The sequence below is a fragment of the Halomonas urmiana genome (assembly GCF_005780185.1).
In the GTDB taxonomy this organism is placed as follows: domain Bacteria; phylum Pseudomonadota; class Gammaproteobacteria; order Pseudomonadales; family Halomonadaceae; genus Halomonas; species Halomonas urmiana.
Genome location: NZ_VBUI01000030.1, coordinates 1 through 16168, shown reverse-complemented (window position 1 = coordinate 16168; position 16168 = coordinate 1). Strand labels below are relative to the sequence as shown.

19 protein-coding genes are annotated in these 16168 nt (G+C 65.3%); 10 read left to right on the top strand and 9 right to left on the bottom strand.

From position 1 onward, the window contains the following. Positions 1 to 594: 594 nt before the first annotated feature. On the top strand, positions 595 to 813 hold the full coding sequence (locus tag FEI13_RS16350) for a hypothetical protein (protein ID WP_138182582.1): 219 nt from the start codon (positions 595 to 597) through the stop codon (positions 811 to 813). Here FEI13_RS16350 and FEI13_RS16345 read toward each other — a convergent pair. Next, entirely contained in the window at positions 798 to 1970 is a 1173-nt protein-coding gene (locus FEI13_RS16345; RefSeq protein WP_240036553.1) for an MBL fold metallo-hydrolase, read from the bottom strand. The two genes, FEI13_RS16350 and FEI13_RS16345, sit on opposite strands and share 16 nt — an antisense overlap. A gap of 123 nt (positions 1971 to 2093) precedes the next feature. Between FEI13_RS16345 and FEI13_RS16340 the strand changes: the two genes are divergently transcribed. From FEI13_RS16340 to FEI13_RS16320, 5 genes are all read left to right on the top strand, one after another. After that, the gene (locus FEI13_RS16340) at positions 2094 to 2672 is read left to right on the top strand and encodes a hypothetical protein (protein ID WP_138182580.1); all 579 of its coding nucleotides are present in this window, start codon (positions 2094 to 2096) and stop codon (positions 2670 to 2672) included. Between the two features lie 341 nt (positions 2673 to 3013). After that, a complete protein-coding gene (locus FEI13_RS16335) occupies positions 3014 to 3844 on the top strand; it encodes a hypothetical protein (protein WP_138182579.1) in 831 nt (276 codons plus the stop codon). Positions 3845 to 3883: 39 nt separating this feature from the next. Continuing rightward, the gene (locus FEI13_RS16330) at positions 3884 to 4528 is read left to right on the top strand and encodes a hypothetical protein (protein WP_138182578.1); all 645 of its coding nucleotides are present in this window, start codon (positions 3884 to 3886) and stop codon (positions 4526 to 4528) included. Beyond that, the gene (locus FEI13_RS16325; RefSeq protein ID WP_138182577.1) at positions 4525 to 5307 is read left to right on the top strand and encodes a hypothetical protein; all 783 of its coding nucleotides are present in this window, start codon (positions 4525 to 4527) and stop codon (positions 5305 to 5307) included. Before FEI13_RS16330 ends, FEI13_RS16325 begins: the two co-directional genes overlap by 4 nt. A 2-nt stretch (positions 5308 to 5309) precedes the next feature. Further along, a complete protein-coding gene (locus FEI13_RS16320) occupies positions 5310 to 6473 on the top strand; it encodes a hypothetical protein (protein ID WP_138182576.1) in 1164 nt (387 codons plus the stop codon). Positions 6474 to 6561: 88 nt separating this feature from the next. On the opposite strand, the gene FEI13_RS16315 is transcribed toward FEI13_RS16320, so the two are convergent. After that, positions 6562 to 7593 (bottom strand): GlxA family transcriptional regulator, encoded by a 1032-nt coding sequence (locus tag FEI13_RS16315; protein ID WP_138182575.1) that lies wholly within the window; start codon positions 7591 to 7593, stop codon positions 6562 to 6564. Positions 7594 to 7842: 249 nt separating this feature from the next. Between FEI13_RS16315 and FEI13_RS16310 the strand changes: the two genes are divergently transcribed. Continuing rightward, positions 7843 to 8451 (top strand): LysE family translocator, encoded by a 609-nt coding sequence (locus tag FEI13_RS16310; protein ID WP_158294561.1) that lies wholly within the window; start codon positions 7843 to 7845, stop codon positions 8449 to 8451. Positions 8452 to 8654: 203 nt separating this feature from the next. Here FEI13_RS16310 and FEI13_RS16305 read toward each other — a convergent pair whose 3' ends face one another. The 4 genes from FEI13_RS16305 to FEI13_RS16290 form a co-directional block, all read right to left on the bottom strand. Then, entirely contained in the window at positions 8655 to 9884 is a 1230-nt protein-coding gene (locus tag FEI13_RS16305) for an RNA-guided endonuclease InsQ/TnpB family protein (protein WP_138182573.1), read from the bottom strand. A gap of 102 nt (positions 9885 to 9986) precedes the next feature. Next, a complete protein-coding gene (locus FEI13_RS16300) occupies positions 9987 to 11567 on the bottom strand; it encodes an acetyl-CoA hydrolase/transferase family protein (protein ID WP_240036552.1) in 1581 nt (526 codons plus the stop codon). A 369-nt stretch (positions 11568 to 11936) separates the two neighbouring features. Then, positions 11937 to 12536: an inorganic diphosphatase gene (locus tag FEI13_RS16295; RefSeq protein WP_138182572.1), complete on the bottom strand. Its 600-nt coding sequence runs from the start codon at positions 12534 to 12536 to the stop codon at positions 11937 to 11939. A 276-nt stretch (positions 12537 to 12812) separates the two neighbouring features. Then, a complete protein-coding gene (locus tag FEI13_RS16290) occupies positions 12813 to 13247 on the bottom strand; it encodes a phasin family protein (RefSeq protein WP_138182571.1) in 435 nt (144 codons plus the stop codon). A gap of 287 nt (positions 13248 to 13534) precedes the next feature. On the opposite strand from FEI13_RS16290, the gene FEI13_RS16285 reads away from it, so the two are divergent. From FEI13_RS16285 to FEI13_RS16275, 3 genes are all read left to right on the top strand, one after another. Beyond that, positions 13535 to 14242: a transposase gene (locus tag FEI13_RS16285; RefSeq protein WP_138182570.1), complete on the top strand. Its 708-nt coding sequence runs from the start codon at positions 13535 to 13537 to the stop codon at positions 14240 to 14242. A gap of 129 nt (positions 14243 to 14371) precedes the next feature. Next, positions 14372 to 14671, top strand: a complete 300-nt coding sequence (locus tag FEI13_RS16280; protein WP_138182569.1) for a type II toxin-antitoxin system RelE/ParE family toxin — start codon at positions 14372 to 14374, stop codon at positions 14669 to 14671. After that, the gene (locus tag FEI13_RS16275; protein ID WP_138182568.1) at positions 14668 to 14931 is read left to right on the top strand and encodes an addiction module antidote protein; all 264 of its coding nucleotides are present in this window, start codon (positions 14668 to 14670) and stop codon (positions 14929 to 14931) included. The genes FEI13_RS16280 and FEI13_RS16275 overlap by 4 nt, the downstream gene beginning before the upstream one ends. On the opposite strand, the gene relB is transcribed toward FEI13_RS16275, so the two are convergent. The 3 genes from relB to FEI13_RS16260 all read right to left on the bottom strand — a co-directional run bounded on the left by relB (position 14891) and on the right by FEI13_RS16260 (position 15866). After that, on the bottom strand, positions 14891 to 15115 hold the full coding sequence (relB, locus tag FEI13_RS16270; protein ID WP_240036551.1) for a type II toxin-antitoxin system RelB family antitoxin: 225 nt from the start codon (positions 15113 to 15115) through the stop codon (positions 14891 to 14893). The genes FEI13_RS16275 and relB overlap by 41 nt on opposite strands. 248 nt (positions 15116 to 15363) lie before the next feature. Next, on the bottom strand, positions 15364 to 15627 hold the full coding sequence (locus tag FEI13_RS16265; protein ID WP_138182567.1) for a Txe/YoeB family addiction module toxin: 264 nt from the start codon (positions 15625 to 15627) through the stop codon (positions 15364 to 15366). Beyond that, a complete protein-coding gene (locus tag FEI13_RS16260) occupies positions 15624 to 15866 on the bottom strand; it encodes a type II toxin-antitoxin system Phd/YefM family antitoxin (RefSeq protein WP_138182566.1) in 243 nt (80 codons plus the stop codon). The genes FEI13_RS16265 and FEI13_RS16260 overlap by 4 nt, the downstream gene beginning before the upstream one ends. Between the last annotated feature and the right edge of the window lie 302 nt (positions 15867 to 16168).

Sequence of the window (16168 nt, the reverse complement as noted above, 5' to 3'; positions counted from 1 at the left end):
GCCCTTTAGAAACAGGGATATCGCCGGGTAGCCCTGCCCCCGTGACGACATCCGTCGGTGATCGCGCCATTCTACGCAACTGCGCCGGACCGCTCCACGTTGCGCGCCGATAGAGCGCCGAGAACTATAGCCAGAGGCTAAGGCGACTTGGCTTGTGGAGGATACAGGCCGCTCGTGGTGCCCACAACGGCACACCCACGGGATCCCTCGCCGAGCGAGTCGAAGCGTCGAACCGACGGCTCCCAACATCCCATCCCGGCTAGATGTACCGGAATTCACCGATATGGATCATCACATGCCAGTGCAAACGCCCGACCTGCTGCATCAGGCACACACCATCGCCAAGGACACCGGCGCCGCCCAGGCCGGCGGGCGAGTCGAAACAATAGAGGGCCAGCCGCTCTCCTACGCCACGCCCGAGCAGCACCTGCCCCCCCCACTTCAATTGTCTGGGACAGCGCCTAATGCCCCGCGGGGCCTGACTCCCAAAGGGCAAGCCACCGACGAGATCGCCTACACGCAGCGGCCGCGTTCTCGTACGAAGACGGACGGGGCGATGGCGTACCATCGGGTGAATCCAAGGAGGGATTGCCCATGAGACCCATCACGCTCGATGTCGACCCTCAGGGCCGGCGCATCCTGTCCTGCACCTGCGGCACCATCGAGATCGCCCAGGCCAATGACTGGCAGGAGTTCACGCTCGAGACGCTCGACAGCGACCTGGCCATGGTCACCTGCGCCAACTGCGAGCGGCAGGCCCGGCTGGGCCGCCTCGGCGCCGAGCCGGAGCCCTCCCCTCAGTCCACCTGGTGATCCGCCCCCAGGGTCACCTCGACCCGCCTGCCTGCTTCCCTCGCCCACTGCTCGATCCTCGCCTTGAGGGCGAGCTGGGCATCGCGTTCGCCATGCACCAGGCGGATGTGGCCCGGCGGGTGGTGCATGCGGCGGATGAAGGCGAGCAGGTTCTGCTGGTCGGCATGGGCGGAATAGCCGCTGACGGTCTCGATATGGGCGCGAATATCGATGCGCTCGCCGTCGAGGTCCACCCAGCCGCCACTCGGCCCGTGGCGCTGAATGTCGCGGCCCGGGGTGCCGGCGCCCTGGTAGCCGATGAACACCACGGCGTGGCGTGGGTCATCCAGCATGCGCTTGAGGTAGTTGACCACTCGCCCGCCGGTGACCATGCCGCTGGCGGCGATCACCACCGCCGGGCGGTGAGTGCGCGCCAGGTAGTCCACCGTCTGCTCGTGCTCGGCGTGGCTCTCCACGGTATAGAGATTCTCGAAGCTCAGTGGGTGGCGGCCACCGCGCAGGCGCCGATGCGCCTCGGCGTCCCACCAGGGCCTAAGCTCGCGGTAGACCTTGGTAAAGCGCGCGGCCAACGGCGAGTCGACGATGATCTCGAGTTCGCGCCAGCGCGGGTCGGTGGCGCCATGGATCAGGCCCTCGAGCTCGTAGAGCAGCTCCTGGGTGCGGCCGATGCTGAAGGCGGGAATCACCACGCTGCCGGCGTTCTCCAGCGCCCGGTCGATGGCGCCCTTGAGGCGCTGGCGACGGGCGAGGCGATCCTCGTGGGTGCGATCGCCATAGGTGCTCTCGATCACCAGGGTGTCGGCACGATACGGGGACCGGGGCGCCGGCAGCAGCGGCGCATGGGGCGCGCCCAGGTCGCCGGAGAACACGGTGCGGTGGGCCTCGCCGGTGGCGTGGTCGCGCGTATCGACCTCGACATAGGCCGAGCCGAGGATATGCCCGGCGCGCTGCAGCTTGACGCGCACCCGGTGGTGCGCGTCGTCGAACACGGTGTGCCACTGCCGGTAGTCCAGCGGCACCAGGCGTTTCTCCACCTCGGCCAGGAAGCGCTCGATCAGCGCCCGGTCGCGGGTGAAGCCGATCTTCAGCGCATCGTGTTGCTCTTTCTGTGGCGCCCCAGCACAAGGCCGCGACGGTTGGCAACCCCTTGATAGCATACAAACGCCAGGGCTTTTGCTGTACCGTCTTGTGCGGCTCCGCCGCCTACCGTGCCGCGGCCGAGCGCCGAGGAACAGCGTCATCCATCAGGATGCGCGGTATCGACACAGGGAGGGCAGGCGATGATCAAGCGTTGGTGGCGCAAGGCACCCGTTCGTTGCTGGGTGATCAAGCAGGTCGACGAGCAACAGAACACGCTACACCTCTGCGAGGGCGGCCAATTGGCGACGCCACTGCCGTACAAGGAAGCCGCTCGCCAGCTGGCCCGGGGGGAGTACCGGGGCGGCGTGCGCATCGGCGATACCGGCATCGTGCTCAACAGTGCGCTGTTCGAGGCGCTGGTGCCCTGGGCAGAGCTCAGCCTGGATGATCAGTACCGGGCCCACTGGCGGGGCAGAGAGTGGGCGATCGCCCGGGTGCCACAGCGCTGCTGGGCCTGGGAGGGCCGGCTGATCGTCGAGCCCAGCCCCGCCGGCAGCCTGCCGGCCTGGCAGAGCAGCGAGGATGTCGCGCATGTGCGCGAGCGGGCCGATAATTCGGAGTGGCTCAGCGGCCGAGCGAGCTTTCGTTCGGGCGATGCGCTGGAAGACCCGGAAAAGGACATCCGCGACGCCATCGCCCGCAACCGCGCCCGGCAGGCGGCCAAACGGACCGGGCCCGCCAGCAAGACAAGGGCACCCCGGGCAGACGAGGTCTGCTGAAGAGCGGCTTGACGCCCGCCTGCCCGCCGCGGCGAGCCGCCGGCGGGCTTACGGCACTTATTTGTTTTGTTGCGCGGTTCATCGCGGATCTCCCGCAGCAGCAGAGTATCCTCCGGCGGCGCGGTACCTTCCTTGAATCCCCCCAGCATGCCCTGCTCACCTCCTTGCCCTGGTGGATGAGCCCGCCAACACCGATCGCGTCGCTTCCGGCCCTGGCAAGCGCCTGAAGGGAAGTGTGGAAGGGGCTGCTATCACCGTTCTCCAATGCCTCCCCGCTGCGAGCGCCGGTGTGGTGCTCCTTCGTCTACGCTGGAAGGAAAACCGAGACCGGGATGGCCAGGATGCGCAAGGCACTTCAGCGAATGGTGATCGGCGGCCTGATGATGGCCCTTGGATGGCCGGCGCTGGCGGAACCCGTGCTGGTGGAAGGCCTCGAGTCTGGCCAAGGGGTTCTCCGGGCGCGCAGCGGCGAGTGCTTTGCCGTGACCCCCAAGCATGTCGTGGGCATGGGCCTGGGGCTCGAGATCATCACGACGAAGCGCGTGAGAGCCCCGGCGGAGCTGATCACCGATTTTGGCGACGATATCGCCGTGATTCGCGTCGACGCCCGTGGGCGCCTGCCCTGCGGCATGGGCTGGCCTCGCGTTGAATCGCTGGCCTCGACGCTGCGCGAGGCCGTGACCCAGGCGCGACAGGGGGTCATTCTGCGCGTCCGCGAAACGGGCGGCGTCGAGGCCTACGGCGTTCGATTCGTCTCCGTGGACCATCGCCACATCGAGGTCACGCCCCTCTCCCCCGGCGCCGAGGCCTTCAAGGGCATGAGCGGTTCCCAGCTGATGCTCGAGGGCCAGCCGGTCGGCATGGTGCTCGGTACCGAGGCGGGCCTGATTCGCGCCTACCGCCAGGATGCCCTCAACGAGCGGATCGGGCGCTTCTTTGCCAGCCAGGGTAGCCACCAGCTACCGGCCTCCGACCTGCCCATCGAGCCCCTTCAGGGCAGTGCCGTTGTCACCACCCGAACCCCCATTCGAGAAGCCCCCAGCCCCTGGTCGCCGGCGCACCGCTGGCTCACCGTCGGGCAGCGCATCGAGCTGAATGGAAAGGTCGTGGGCCGTCCCTGGTACCGAACACCGGAGGGCTATGTTCGCAGCGCAGACACCACGACACGCTGAGATTTTCAGCGCCGAGGCTTCGCCACGAGGAGAGATACCATGAAATGCAAACGGAGGGGGGTAATCGTCCTGCTGCTGGCATTGTGGGCCACGCCAGCCATGGCGATGAACATGAGCCAGCTGGAAGCGGCCAAGGAGCGCGCCGGCATGCTGGACCAGGTGCGGACCCTGCTGGCCGACGACAGCGCCTCGGTGCGTCTGGCGGTGTTCGAGGAGGTCATGAAGTCCGACGACCCGGTGCTGCGCAGCATGGCCCTGGAGTCCGCGTTCAGCAGCGGCGACGAGCGCCTTCAGACCGCCGGGCTTCGCCAGCTGTTCCAGGACCGCGAGCTGCTCTCCGTGGAGGTGATCGAGCCTCGGGAGCCTAGCCAGGCGCAGGCCTATACCTTTCAGTTGTGGCGTGAATTGATGCTCAAAGAGCTGAGAATCGACCAGGCCACGGACGAACTCAGCGGCAGCTTCAACGGGGCCCGTGCTTCGGGAAAATTCGTTGGACACCTCACCCGGGGAGGCTGGCGAGTCGATTTGTCATGGGCAGGGTACAGCTGCAGCCTCGAGTTGACCCAGGTCAGCGGTGTCGATCTCTCGGGCGCCCTGCGCTGCGCCATCACTGGCCGACATGCGCGTGAAGGCAATGCCGGCGGCCAAAGCGCTACCCTGCCCTTCAGGATCCGCTTGTCATGACGATACGACGACTCGCGACCTGGGCCACGACCTGCCTGCTGCTCGCCTCCCAGGCGCTGGCACAGTCGGCAGACGAATTCACGCTGGAGGCCACGTTCCTCAGCGAGGGCTACTCCCCGGCGGTGACCGTTTCCGGGCGTGCGCTGGTGGGGGTGATGCTGGATCCCGAGGGCCACCCGAATGACCAGGGGAGCGAACAGCAGCTGCACGCCTGGCTTCCCGCCGGGATCGAGACGCAGGGCCAACAGCTGTGTGTCACCCTCACCTCCCGAGACGGCCTCTATACCGGCCTGCTGCAAGCCGCGCTGGATCCGCTGTCCTCCCCCTCCGATGCGTCACGCCCCATCAACGTGACCTTCACGTCGCAACGCGAGGAGTACTATTCCCGCTACCAGGAGACCCCACCACCGCACCGGCTCGCCGTGCTCGCCGAGATCAAGCCGGCCTGCACCCCGGCCGAGCCCACCGGGCCAATCCTGCCGGTCGCCTGGGCCGACGTCGAAGCTCCCGGCATCCTGAACGTGATGGTCAACAGCAGCCGCATGCGCACGCTGTTCGCGGTGCCCGTGGATCGCCCTGGAGGAGAGGGAAAGGCACGGCATCTGGCCGTTGAGTGCGACGACATCGACGCCACCCAGCGCATCGCCTTCGACACCATCTGCCGGGTGGACCTGGCCCAGCTGAACGAAGCTGGCGACCCACGGCTGGACGAAGCGGAGCTGGTGCGCATGCGCGGCCCCAGCCCGGCCAGAACGATTCCCGTACCGCTGGCACAATGACCGTGACGCCGCGACACGCCAGAACCCGCGGGGCACACGCCGCGCTGCTGTCCGGCATCTGGGAGGGACGGCCCCTCGGCCAGACCCTGCTGTCACTGGTCCTCACCGCCGGGTCAATACCGCTGCTCATGGAGGCGATGACCCTGGTGATCGAGGGCCCCTACACCTTCCACGTCGATGCCAAGAGCGAAGTGCTCACGCTGACCACCGAGGAGCTGAGCGGCACGGGCTGGTACCTGGAGAACGCCGAGGCACGGCAGGAGTCGCCGCTTCAGGCGGCAGCGGCCGGCACCGACGAGGCGTCGTTCATCGAGTTGCCCACTGACCGAGCTCCCCGACCCTGGGAATCCTTCACCGGATATGTGGAGGTGGGCCCTCATGCTCGGGTCACACTGACCCGGCAGGGAAGTGGCCCCCTGTCGATCCATATCGCCGCAGCCCGGGATGCGCCAGCAACGACGGATACCGCCCAGCCCGCGGCGGTGCTCAAGCCCCTCTCGGGCGACGATAGGCAGGCGAGCCGCGATCTGGAACTGCAGGTGATGCTGACAGAGCAGCCGTTGAACGGCACGCTTCAGGGCCTGGGTGCCATCGGGGGCGATGCCTATTCTCCATCGGAGCCCGCCTCACCGCCGCTGCTGCGAACCGGCGAGGTCTCGGTGGTCGGCAGGCGGCTGGGCTCCGAGTTGCTGTACACGGTGATGGCCGTGCCGCTGCGCCTGGGCGATGAAGTGCGCGTGATGACGAACCGGGCGGCGCTCGACAACCCCGACGGCGAAGGCCTTCGGGAAGCCATGGCGGCGTTCACCTGCACCTTCTCGGTGGTGGGCGCCGCCAGCGACGGCACGGGTATCGATCTAGCCTGCCATGCCAGCGGCCGTTCGCTGGCCATCAGCCGTTTCGGCGCTCGCATCGGCTCCCTGCAGCCCCGTCCCTGGGATGTACTGGCCAACGAGCCCAGCATGCAGGCCATCCTGCCGCTGGGGCTTACCGCGCTGTTCGCGCTGTTTCATCGCTTGCTGGATAGCCTCTACCCGCGCCTGTGCGGCTGGACGAACAAGCACCTGCGACGCCTGGGCGTGATACGCGACGTTGACCATCCCGTGAGGCGCTGGGCGGTTCATCGACGAGCAAGACGTGAGACGCGAGGCAAGCGCAACCACTGAAGGGTCGTGACGGCCTGCCGCCGACCACCCGGGAGTGCACCGACGCCTTCGCCCTCTTGATAGCGTTCGGGCGACGTAGCGGCGCCAGCTACCAGACCGACTTACCGTTCACGACGCTCTCGAGGTCCATACGCAGCGCGGCGTTCTCGGCGATGCCGTGGTCCGCCTCGGCGTTGCCGGTGCCGAAGCTGGCCCGGTAGCGACTCGGGGAGACACCCAATCGGCGCTGGAAGACACGGCGCAGCGTCGCGGTGGTCCCGAAGCCGGCATGGTCGGCCACGGCCTGCATCGACTGTTGCGAGGTCTCCAGCAGGCGGCGGGCCAGGCTCAGGTGCACGTCCTCGATGTAGCGGGACAGCGTGGAGCGCGTGACCGCCTTGAACCGCCGACCCAGCGAGCGCTCGCTCATCGCCGCCCACCTTGCCAGCCGTGCCATGGAGAGGTCCGCGCGCGGATTTTCCCAGATATAGCGTTGCACCCGGCGAATGCGGGGGTCTTCCGTCGCCTCTGCCATCAGTTGCGAACTGAACTGGGACTGTCCGCCCTGGCGGCGCATGACCATCACCATGAAGCGCGCGATGTCCACGGCCAGCTGGCGCCCATGATCCGCCTCGATCACCGCGAGGGCCAGATCGATGCCCGCCAGCATGCCCGCCGAGGTCCAGAATTTTCCCGAGTTGAGAAAGATCGCGTCGGCTGCGACCCGAGCGCTGAAGGATGCCTCGGTATTCAGGCGCATCGCTTCGAGCCAGTGCGTGGCGACCTGGTGCCCATGGGTGACGCCCGAGGCCAACAGCACGGTGGAGCCGGTGCACACCGAGCCCATCCGCGCACAGCGCGGCTCCAGCCGGCGGATCCATGACAGGAGGCGCGCATCCTCCGCCGCGGCGAAGCAGCCCGGCCCTCCCGCGACGAGCAGCAGGTCGATCCGCTCGGTCAGATCGGCGCAGCTACAGGTCGGCTGGAGTGTCAGGAAGCCGCCGGCAACGGCCACGGCGCCGCCGTCGACCGACGCCGTGACCGGCGCATAGAGCCGACGCCCGGTCAGGAAGTTGGCCAGACCAAAGGGCTCGAGCGGGCCACAGACATCCACCGAGGCCACCTGGGGGTAGATCAGCATCACCACCCGGCGCGGACGGTCGAAAGCGGCTCCCGGGGTCAAAAGATAGGTCCTCTTCAGGCAATCCGTTCCTGGAGGAGACGAACATCCCCCGGAGCAGTCGCGGGTGTTTCATGCCCACAAAACACGGGACGCCAGAATTAGCACGCTGGCGGCCAAGTGCGCCTCGCGCACTGGAGGGAAGTGACGGCGCGTGCCAGCGTTTTACCGCTAAGCCTATAAACGATGTTTCTCCGAGTCGACGCCTTTATGGAGCTGACGGCACTGTTCACCTACATGCTGACACTTGCCGCGCTGACGTTGGCGCCTGGCCCCCTGGTTGCCGTGCTGGCTGCCCGCTCCGCCAGCCGCGATCGACGTGGGGCCTGCGCCATCGCGATCGGGATCTGTGCCGGCGACATCCTGGTCATTGTGACGATCTGCGCCGGCCTGGGCTTCTGGCTCCAGGCGCATCCCGAAGTCTTCACCTCCGCCAGATATGCCGGGGCCGGATGCCTGCTCTGGATGGCGGCCCGCATGTGGCTCCAATCGGCGGTGTCGGCGGATCCTTCGCTGCCGGCCGCCGGGCGCGCGGCCTCGTTTCTCACGGGCCTCGCGATCTGTCTCAGCAGCCCGCAGACCCTGGTGATGTATCTCGTGCTGCTGCCGCGCGTCGCTGACCTGACCGCGATGCGCCTGCAGGATGCGCTCTACTTGATCCTTGCCACCCTGGGTGCCCTGTTCGGGGTCTTTGTGCTGATTATCTGGCTGGCGGGCAGCCTGCAACGCGCCCTGCACTCCTCCAGCGCCGTGCGGCTTTGGGGACGCGGCATGTCGCTCACGGTCGCGCTGTCGGCGCTCTGGCTGTTCGTGGCATGAGCCTGTTCGTGGCATGAGCCTGTTCGTGGCATGAGCCTCTTAGAGACATGGGCAGAGACGCTCGTCTAGGCGCCACTCCGCCAGCACCAGCAGCACACGTAACACCAGCGGCCGGTATTGCTGCCGGCCGCAGGGTGGTTGACATCCTCCTCTCCCTCAACGGCTCAGGACGTTGCCGCCTGCGGCGGAAAGGAAGAGGATTCCTACGGCGCTAAGGCGCAGCCTACGGCTGGCGCTGAGTCGCTTCGGTGGGTTCCTGCTGCTGGCGGCCTTGCTGCACCGCTCACTTCACAGGCTAACCGGGCGTGCCCCGCCCTTAACACATTGATGGCCGCCACATGGTCGGCATTGGCCACGAATCCACATTCGACACAGGCGAAACGTGACTGGCTGCGCCGGTTCTCGGCGGCTGCATGCCCGCACTCGGGGCAGGTGCGGCTGGTGTTGCGCGGCGGTACCACGACCAGATGTGCCCCTTTCCAGGCGAGCTTGTAATCGAGCTGGCGCCGGAACGCGTACCAGCCCTGATCCAGAATCGAGCGGTTGAGACCAGATTTTGCCCGGACGTTCTGCCCCGGCTGCTCGATACTGCCCTTGGCCGACCGCGACATGTTGCGGACCTGCAGGTCTTCCAGCACCACGAGCGCGTGGTTTTGGCTGATCGTGGCGGAAGCCTTGTGCAGGAAGTCGCGGCGGATATTGGCAATGCGCACCTGAAGGCGCTGAACACGGGCCTTCGCCTTCTTCCAATTGTTGCTGAACTTGCTCTTGCGGCTCAGGGACTGCTGGGCCTTGCGTAGCGCTTCTTGGTGACGCTTGAAGCTGTCAAGGGGCTCGAGGTAGCGGCCATCCGACAAGGTGGCGAAACGGGTAACGCCCAGGTCGATGCCGACCGCGCCACCTTGCGGCACCGGCACCTCGACCTCGCGCGCGGTCTGGATACTGATGAACCAACGTCCGCCCGTCTGGCTCACGGTGACGTTCTTGACCGTCCCCAGCACCTCACGGCTCTTGCGGAAGCGCAGCCAGCCCAGCTTGGGCAGGTGGATCCGGCGGTTGCCCTGATCGAGCCGGATCTGCTTCGGATCGGGATAGCGAAAGCTGTCGTGCCGGCCCTTCTTCTTGAAGCGCGGAACATCGGCCCGTTTGGCGAAGAAGTTGGCGTAGGCGCGCTCCAGGTCTTTCAGCGACTGCTGGAGCGGGTGGACCGGTGCCTCCTTGAGCCACGGGGTGTCGTCGCTGTTGCGCCAGCCAGTGAGCTGCTTGCACAGCCCCGCATAGCCGAGCTTTTTATCACCGGCCTCATACCGCGCCTTCTGCAACGCCAGCCCTCGGTTAAAGACGAACCGCGCCATGCCGGCGAACTGGCGCATCTTGCGCACCTGTTCGCCGTTCGGCATCAGCTCGAATTTGAAGGCTTGGAGGCGTTGCATGGCTCACCCTATGCTGTGCATACATCCAGCATTATAGGGCGCCTTCGGCACCCGCGCTATTCTTCCCCGCACTGAAAGTACGGGGCATGCCGCGCAATCTGGTCAGGCCGGGTGGGCAACGGGGGGCTCTTCGCGATGCTCGCCCCGACGCGCCCCAGCATCCTCCGTCTGGAAGCGGCGCATATGGCCATCGCGCTCCGCGGCGATATGCCAGGAGAACGCCTCCTCCAGGCAATGCGGCGTATGGCCCCCACGCTGGCAGGCGTGCTCGAAGTAACGACGCAGCGCCGGACGATACCGCGAATCCGCACACTGATCGATCAGACGCGCCGCCCGCTCGCGCGGCGCCAGGCCACGCAGGTCGGCCAGGCCGTGCTCGGTGACCACCACATCCACGTCATGCTCGGTATGGTCCACATGGCTGGCGAAGGGCACCACGCTGGAGAGATCCCCCTCCTTGGCCACCGACTTGGTGACAAAGATCGACAGCTGGGCATTGCGCGCAAAGTCACCGGAGCCCCCGATGCCATTCATCATCCGGGTGCCGCCCACATGGGTGGAGTTGACGTTCCCATAGATATCCATCTCCAGCGCCGTGTTGATGGCAATGATGCCCAGACGGCGCACGATCCCGGGATGGTTGGACAGCTCCTGGGGCCTCAGGACCAGACGGTCGCGGTAGGCATCCAGGTTGCCCCATACCCGCTTGCCACGCGCTTCGGTGAGCGTGATCGAGCACCCCGAGGCAAAGTCGAGCTTGCCGGCATCCAGCAGGTCGAAGGTGGAGTCCTGCAGCACTTCGGAGTACATGGTCAGGTGGTCGAAGGGGCCCTCGGCCAGCCCGCTCATCACCGCATTGGCCATGGTCCCGATGCCCGCCTGGAGCGGCAGCAGAGAGGGCGTCAGGCGCCCTATGCTCACCTCGTCGGCAAAGAACTCGATCAGATGGTCGGCAATGCGGCGGGTATCGGCATCCGGCGGCAGCAGGGTCGAGGGGCTGTCCTTGCCGTGTGTCACCACGATGGCGGCAATCTTTCCCGGATCGATCGGAATATAGGGCGTGCCAATGCGCGAATCCGGCGCGACCACCGGAATCGGGGGACGCGTGGGCCGCATCTGCGGAATGTAGATATCGTGCAAGCCCTCCAGCTCGGCGGGCGCGTCAAGGTTCAGCTCGATGATCACCTTGTCGGCGAGAATGGCATAGCTGGCCGAATTCCCCACCGAGGTGGTGGGCACGATGCCGCCCTCCTCGGTAATGGCGCAGGCCTCCACCACCGCCACATCGATCTCGGCGAGCTGGCGGTTGCGCAACAGCTCCACGGTCTCGGAGAGGTGCTGGTCGATGAACATGACCTCTCCCGCATTGATGGCGCGGCGCAGAGTCGCGTCAACCTGGAACGGCATGCGACGCGAGAGCACCTTGGCATCGGTGAGCAGCTTGTCCAGGTCATTGCCCAGCGAGGCGCCGGTCATCAGCGTGATCGAAAGCGGATCCTGACGGGCACGCTCGGCCAGGGCGCGCGGTACCTCTTTCGCTTCTCCCGCGCGGGTAAAGCCGCTCATGCCCACCGTCATGCCGTTCTCGATCAGGGCAGCCGCCTGCTCGGCCGAGCACAGCCTCTCCTTCCAGCCGGCCCAGCGGCAACGCGCTTCAATGCGGGGCGTGTCGAGCTTGTCCAAGGTCGTCTCCTCGTCGTGATTGGCCTGCGAGCCGGGTAAAATGCATCACGATATGATAAGACCCTTTTTCCCATTAGCAACCTAAACATAAGTCTGATCGGGTTGATCTGGATCAAGCAATGAAGCCGCGTCACTCGACCGTTGCCACGCCGGTGGCCGCCAGGCATCAAGGCCCTTCGCCAGGTCGGGGGCATCGTGTGCTCGGAGTTCAACCGCGTCGGCCCTTATGCCCCTCGATGACAGGCGCTTTCGCCGATCTCCTACGGCAGACGGCCATCGACTGGGCAATGCTTGTCGTAGCCCTGCCGATGACGAGGCCCTCATGACCCGCCGCGCCCGCCGGAACGGCAAAGGTTGCGCCGCCAGCCGTCACTCCTGCCCGGCGGCCTCGTACGCCTCCAGGGCCTGGGTCAGGATCTCACGCGCCTCGCTGGCATCGCCGAAGCCGTTGAGCTCGATATCGCCGCCGTCCGGCAGGTCCTTGTAAACGCGGAAGAAGGCATTCAGGCGCTCGACCTCCATGCTCGGCAGGTCCTCCATGCCATCGATATCGGCATAGGTGGGGTCAACGTCGTCGGCGGGCACGGCGATGATCTTGTCGTCGGCTTCGCCGTCATCGACCATGCGCAGCACGCCGATGGGCTTCACCTTGATCACCGCCCCGGGATAGATGGGGTCCCGGGTGATCACCAGGGCATCCAGCGGGTCGCCATCGCCGCCGGCCGAGCTGGTGATCGAGCCGTAGTTGGCCGGATAGCGCACCGGCATCGACACATAGCGATCGACGATCAGCTGGCCCTGGTCGGCATTGATCTCGTACTTGGTAAAGCCGCCGGCGGGAATCTCGTTGACCACATGGAAGGTCGTCGGCGCATTCTCGGTCTGCGGGTAATCGAACACGTTCTGGGCCTGAGCGGCGCTGCTCAGCAGGCTGGCCGCCAGCAGCGGCAGGACGACGGGCTTGATCATGAGGCAATCCTCGGGGACGGAAAGGATGGGGTAACGCTCCCCTACCCTAGCCAGCGGGTATGACCCCTCGATGACAGGTGCTCTCGCCGTTCTCGTACGACAACCGGCCATCGGCTGGGAAATGGGGCTGGGAAAGGGGGGCTGTCCTCGATTAGCCCGCGGATTAGCCGACACGTGGAACACCAAAACGCCAGCAGGCCGCCGATCGATGATCGGCGGCCTGCTGGGATGTTGCGTCACCCCGGCCCGCGGGCCGGGTCTAACACCGACTCAGGCTTACTTGGCGGCCTTGGGTGCGGCTTCCTTGACGGCCTTGGTGGCGGTCTCGGTCGCCGACGCGGTGGCCTGCTGAGCGCTTTCCTGAGCCTGCTTGACGCTGCTCTCGGTCAGCTTCTGGCTCTCCTGCACGAACTCCTGCTGCAGGGCCATGGTCTTCTCGGCATCGCCCTTCAGGCGCTCGGTCAGATCCTTGGCGACCTGCTGCTGGCCTTCCACGTAGTTCTTGAAGCCTTCGGCGTCCTTGACCTCGACCAGGTTGCGCAGCTGTGCCAGGCTGGCATCGCTATACGCCTTGGTGGCGTCGAGCTGGGCATTGACCAGCTTCTCGGTGAAGTCGACGGACAGCGCGGCGAAGGCGCGGGCCGGGGCGAAGAAGGTCTCGAGCTGAGCGGTGTCGAACTGCTTGGTGTCGAATGCGAATGCGTTGGTCATGATGGGAACCTCCTGGGTTCTTAGTGCCATGGAACGGGCGATCCCCGTCCTGATGCACTGCACAATAGCAGCCATTTTTGTGCAGTGCAACATATCGATTGCGATAAAGCGCTGCACGCCGACATGCGCCGGGGTCATATCCCCTGCGACCGCTGCGGGCCGGGATGAGGGGCCATCCCAGGGTAATGAGGGTCTGTCCCGATTACGGACGCTGTCGCCGATCTCCTACGGCAGCCGGCCATCGACTGGGCGATGCTTGTCGCAGCCCTGCCGATGACGAGGCCCTCATGACCCGCCGCGCCCGCCTGCTACTGCCCGGTACCCCGCTGCACCTCATCCAACGGGGCAACAACCGCAGCGTCTGCTTTGCCGATAGCGACGACTGCCTGGCCTACCTCACGATGCTGGAGGAGGTCAGCCGCGCCTGCGGGGTCGCGGTCCACGCCTATGTGCTGATGACCAATCATGTGCACCTGCTGGCTACACCGGCGGGGGATCCCCAGGCGGTCAGCGCCATGATGAAGCGGATCGGCCAGGTCTATGTGCAGCGCTTCAACCGCCGCTACCGGCGCACCGGCACCCTCTTCGAGGGACGCTTTCGCTCCTGTCTGGTGGGCGAAGCCCGCTACCTGCTCGCCTGCCACGCCTATATCGAGCTCAATCCGGTACGGGCCGGCATGGTGACCCATCCGGGGGAGTACCGCTGGTCGAGTTATGCCGCCAACGCCCAGGGCAGCCCCGACCCGATCATCACGCCCCATGCGGTGATCCGGGAGTTGGGCCGCTCTCACACCGAACGCCAGCAGGGCTATCGCGAGCTGTTTCGTGAGCACCTGGCAGAGGGCCTGGTCGACGAGATCCGCCAGGTCACCCACAGCGGGCTGGTGCTGGGCACGCCCCGCTTCCAGCAGCAGGTTGCCGAGTTGCTTGGCCGGCGCACCGTGCGCGGCACCCCGGGGCGCAAGCCCCGGCGACCGTCGGACGCTATCGAATAAAGGGAGAAGGGAGACAAAAACGCCAGCGGCCGGCATCTCTGCCGGCCGCTGGTGGGTTCAGGCTAGGGGGTAATGGGGGTCGCGATTAACCCGCTTTCGGACCCGTGATTTAAAAACTACAATTGCATCTTGCTCGATATCAAGCAGACGGATACGTTCCGTAAGTGGGAACACAAGCTTCATGATCAACGCGCCAAGGCCATAATCGCCGCGCGTGTTTTTCGCTTGGCCAATGGCTTGCCAGGTGACGTCAAGCCGGTAGGAAACGGCATCAGTGAACTGCGCATCCACTACGGCCCCGGATATCGGATTTCCTTCAAGAAGCGCGGTAACGACATCATCATCCTTCTGTGTGGCGGCGATAAAAGCAGCCAGCAAGGTAATATCGAAGCCGCCAAGCGTCTGGCATCAGAGTGGGAGGCGTCATGAACGAGAAGCTTTACGGCTACGATCCGGCGGCTGCCCTGGAAAGCGAAGAGGCGATTGCCGTTTTCCTGGCCGACGCCTTGGAAACGGGGGATTCGGCTTATATCGCCAAGGCAATGGGCGTCGTGGCCCGCGCCAAGGGCATGACGGAACTGGCCCGTGAAACTGGGCTATCCCGTGAGCAGCTTTACCGCTCATTTAGTGAGCAAGGCAACCCCACTCTCAACCTTCCAGGTCACGCCAGAACTCCTCGGAGGTCATGACGCGATCCCGGCCCTGGTGAAGCTCCTCAAGCGCATGCTCAGCGAGATAGGCGTCTTCCAGCTCGTCAAGATGCTCTGCAATCAGCTTACGCAGGTAAAACGTCTTGGAACGCCCTGTTGCCCGGGACAGATGAGCCAGACGTTCCTCGATATCCGGATCCAGGCGGAGACTGATAGGCATCATGATCGCCTCTTGTGATACATGCGATCAATGTATTGCCGCTGAGCCGAAAACGCCAGCGGCCGGCATCGCTGCCGGCCGCTGGTTGGTTCAGGTCAGGAGGGAAATGGGGATCTGGGTAATGGGGGTCTGTCCCTGAGGGACGGCGCAAGACGGTTGGCATAGCCGCTCCCCAGGAAACTCAATCATCCGAAAGAATAGCGGATATCATCAGCACCTGCGGCAAGGTGGGAAATCGGGGGCTTTCCCGATTACTCGTAGTGACTCCATAGACGGAGCACTTTAACCACACGTTCCTCATCAATCACCTGGTACACCAGTCGGTGTTGAATGTTGATGCGGCGGGAGTAGGCGCCAGCAAGATCACCCACCAGTTTTTCAAAGGGAGGTGGCTTACGGTAGGGGTCTTCCGACAGCAGGGCCAGCAGTTCCTGCGCCTTTGGCTTCAGGCCACTCGACGCCAGCTTCCTGGCATCTTTCTGGGCTTGCTTGGTGTAAACCAGCTTCCAGGTCACCAATCCAACTCCTCGTCGCACTCATCGACAGGAGCATCCATTCCTTCTCGAATGGTTTCGCGCATACCGGGCACAGAAAGCAAGTAGAGCGTTTCCTGAATGGCAGACCAGTCCTCCTCGGAGACCAGAACCGCCTTGTTGCGCTTCCCCATGATGACGATGGGCTGATGGGACTCGGCGGCCTGATCGATCAACCGATAAAGGTTGCTGCGTGCCTCGGTGGCTGTGATACCGGTCATGATGCACCTCGTACATGATCCAACCTCACAAGATTGTAAGCCTCTCAAGACGTACGTCAAGACGAACGTAGCCGGTCAGTCGCGACATCCCCAGAGCCGAGCAGGAAAGTTGGCCATAAAGGACGCCTATAACGCCAGCGGCCGGCATCTCTGCCGGCCGCTGGGTGGTTCAGGCTAGGTGGGGAATGGGGGTCGGGGAATGGGGGTCGGGGAATGGGGGTCTGTCCCTGACGGATCCCCACGAACTACGGCTATCCGTTGCATAAAGCCTGCCCCCTGACCTCCTCCTGAAGGCTTGCTTG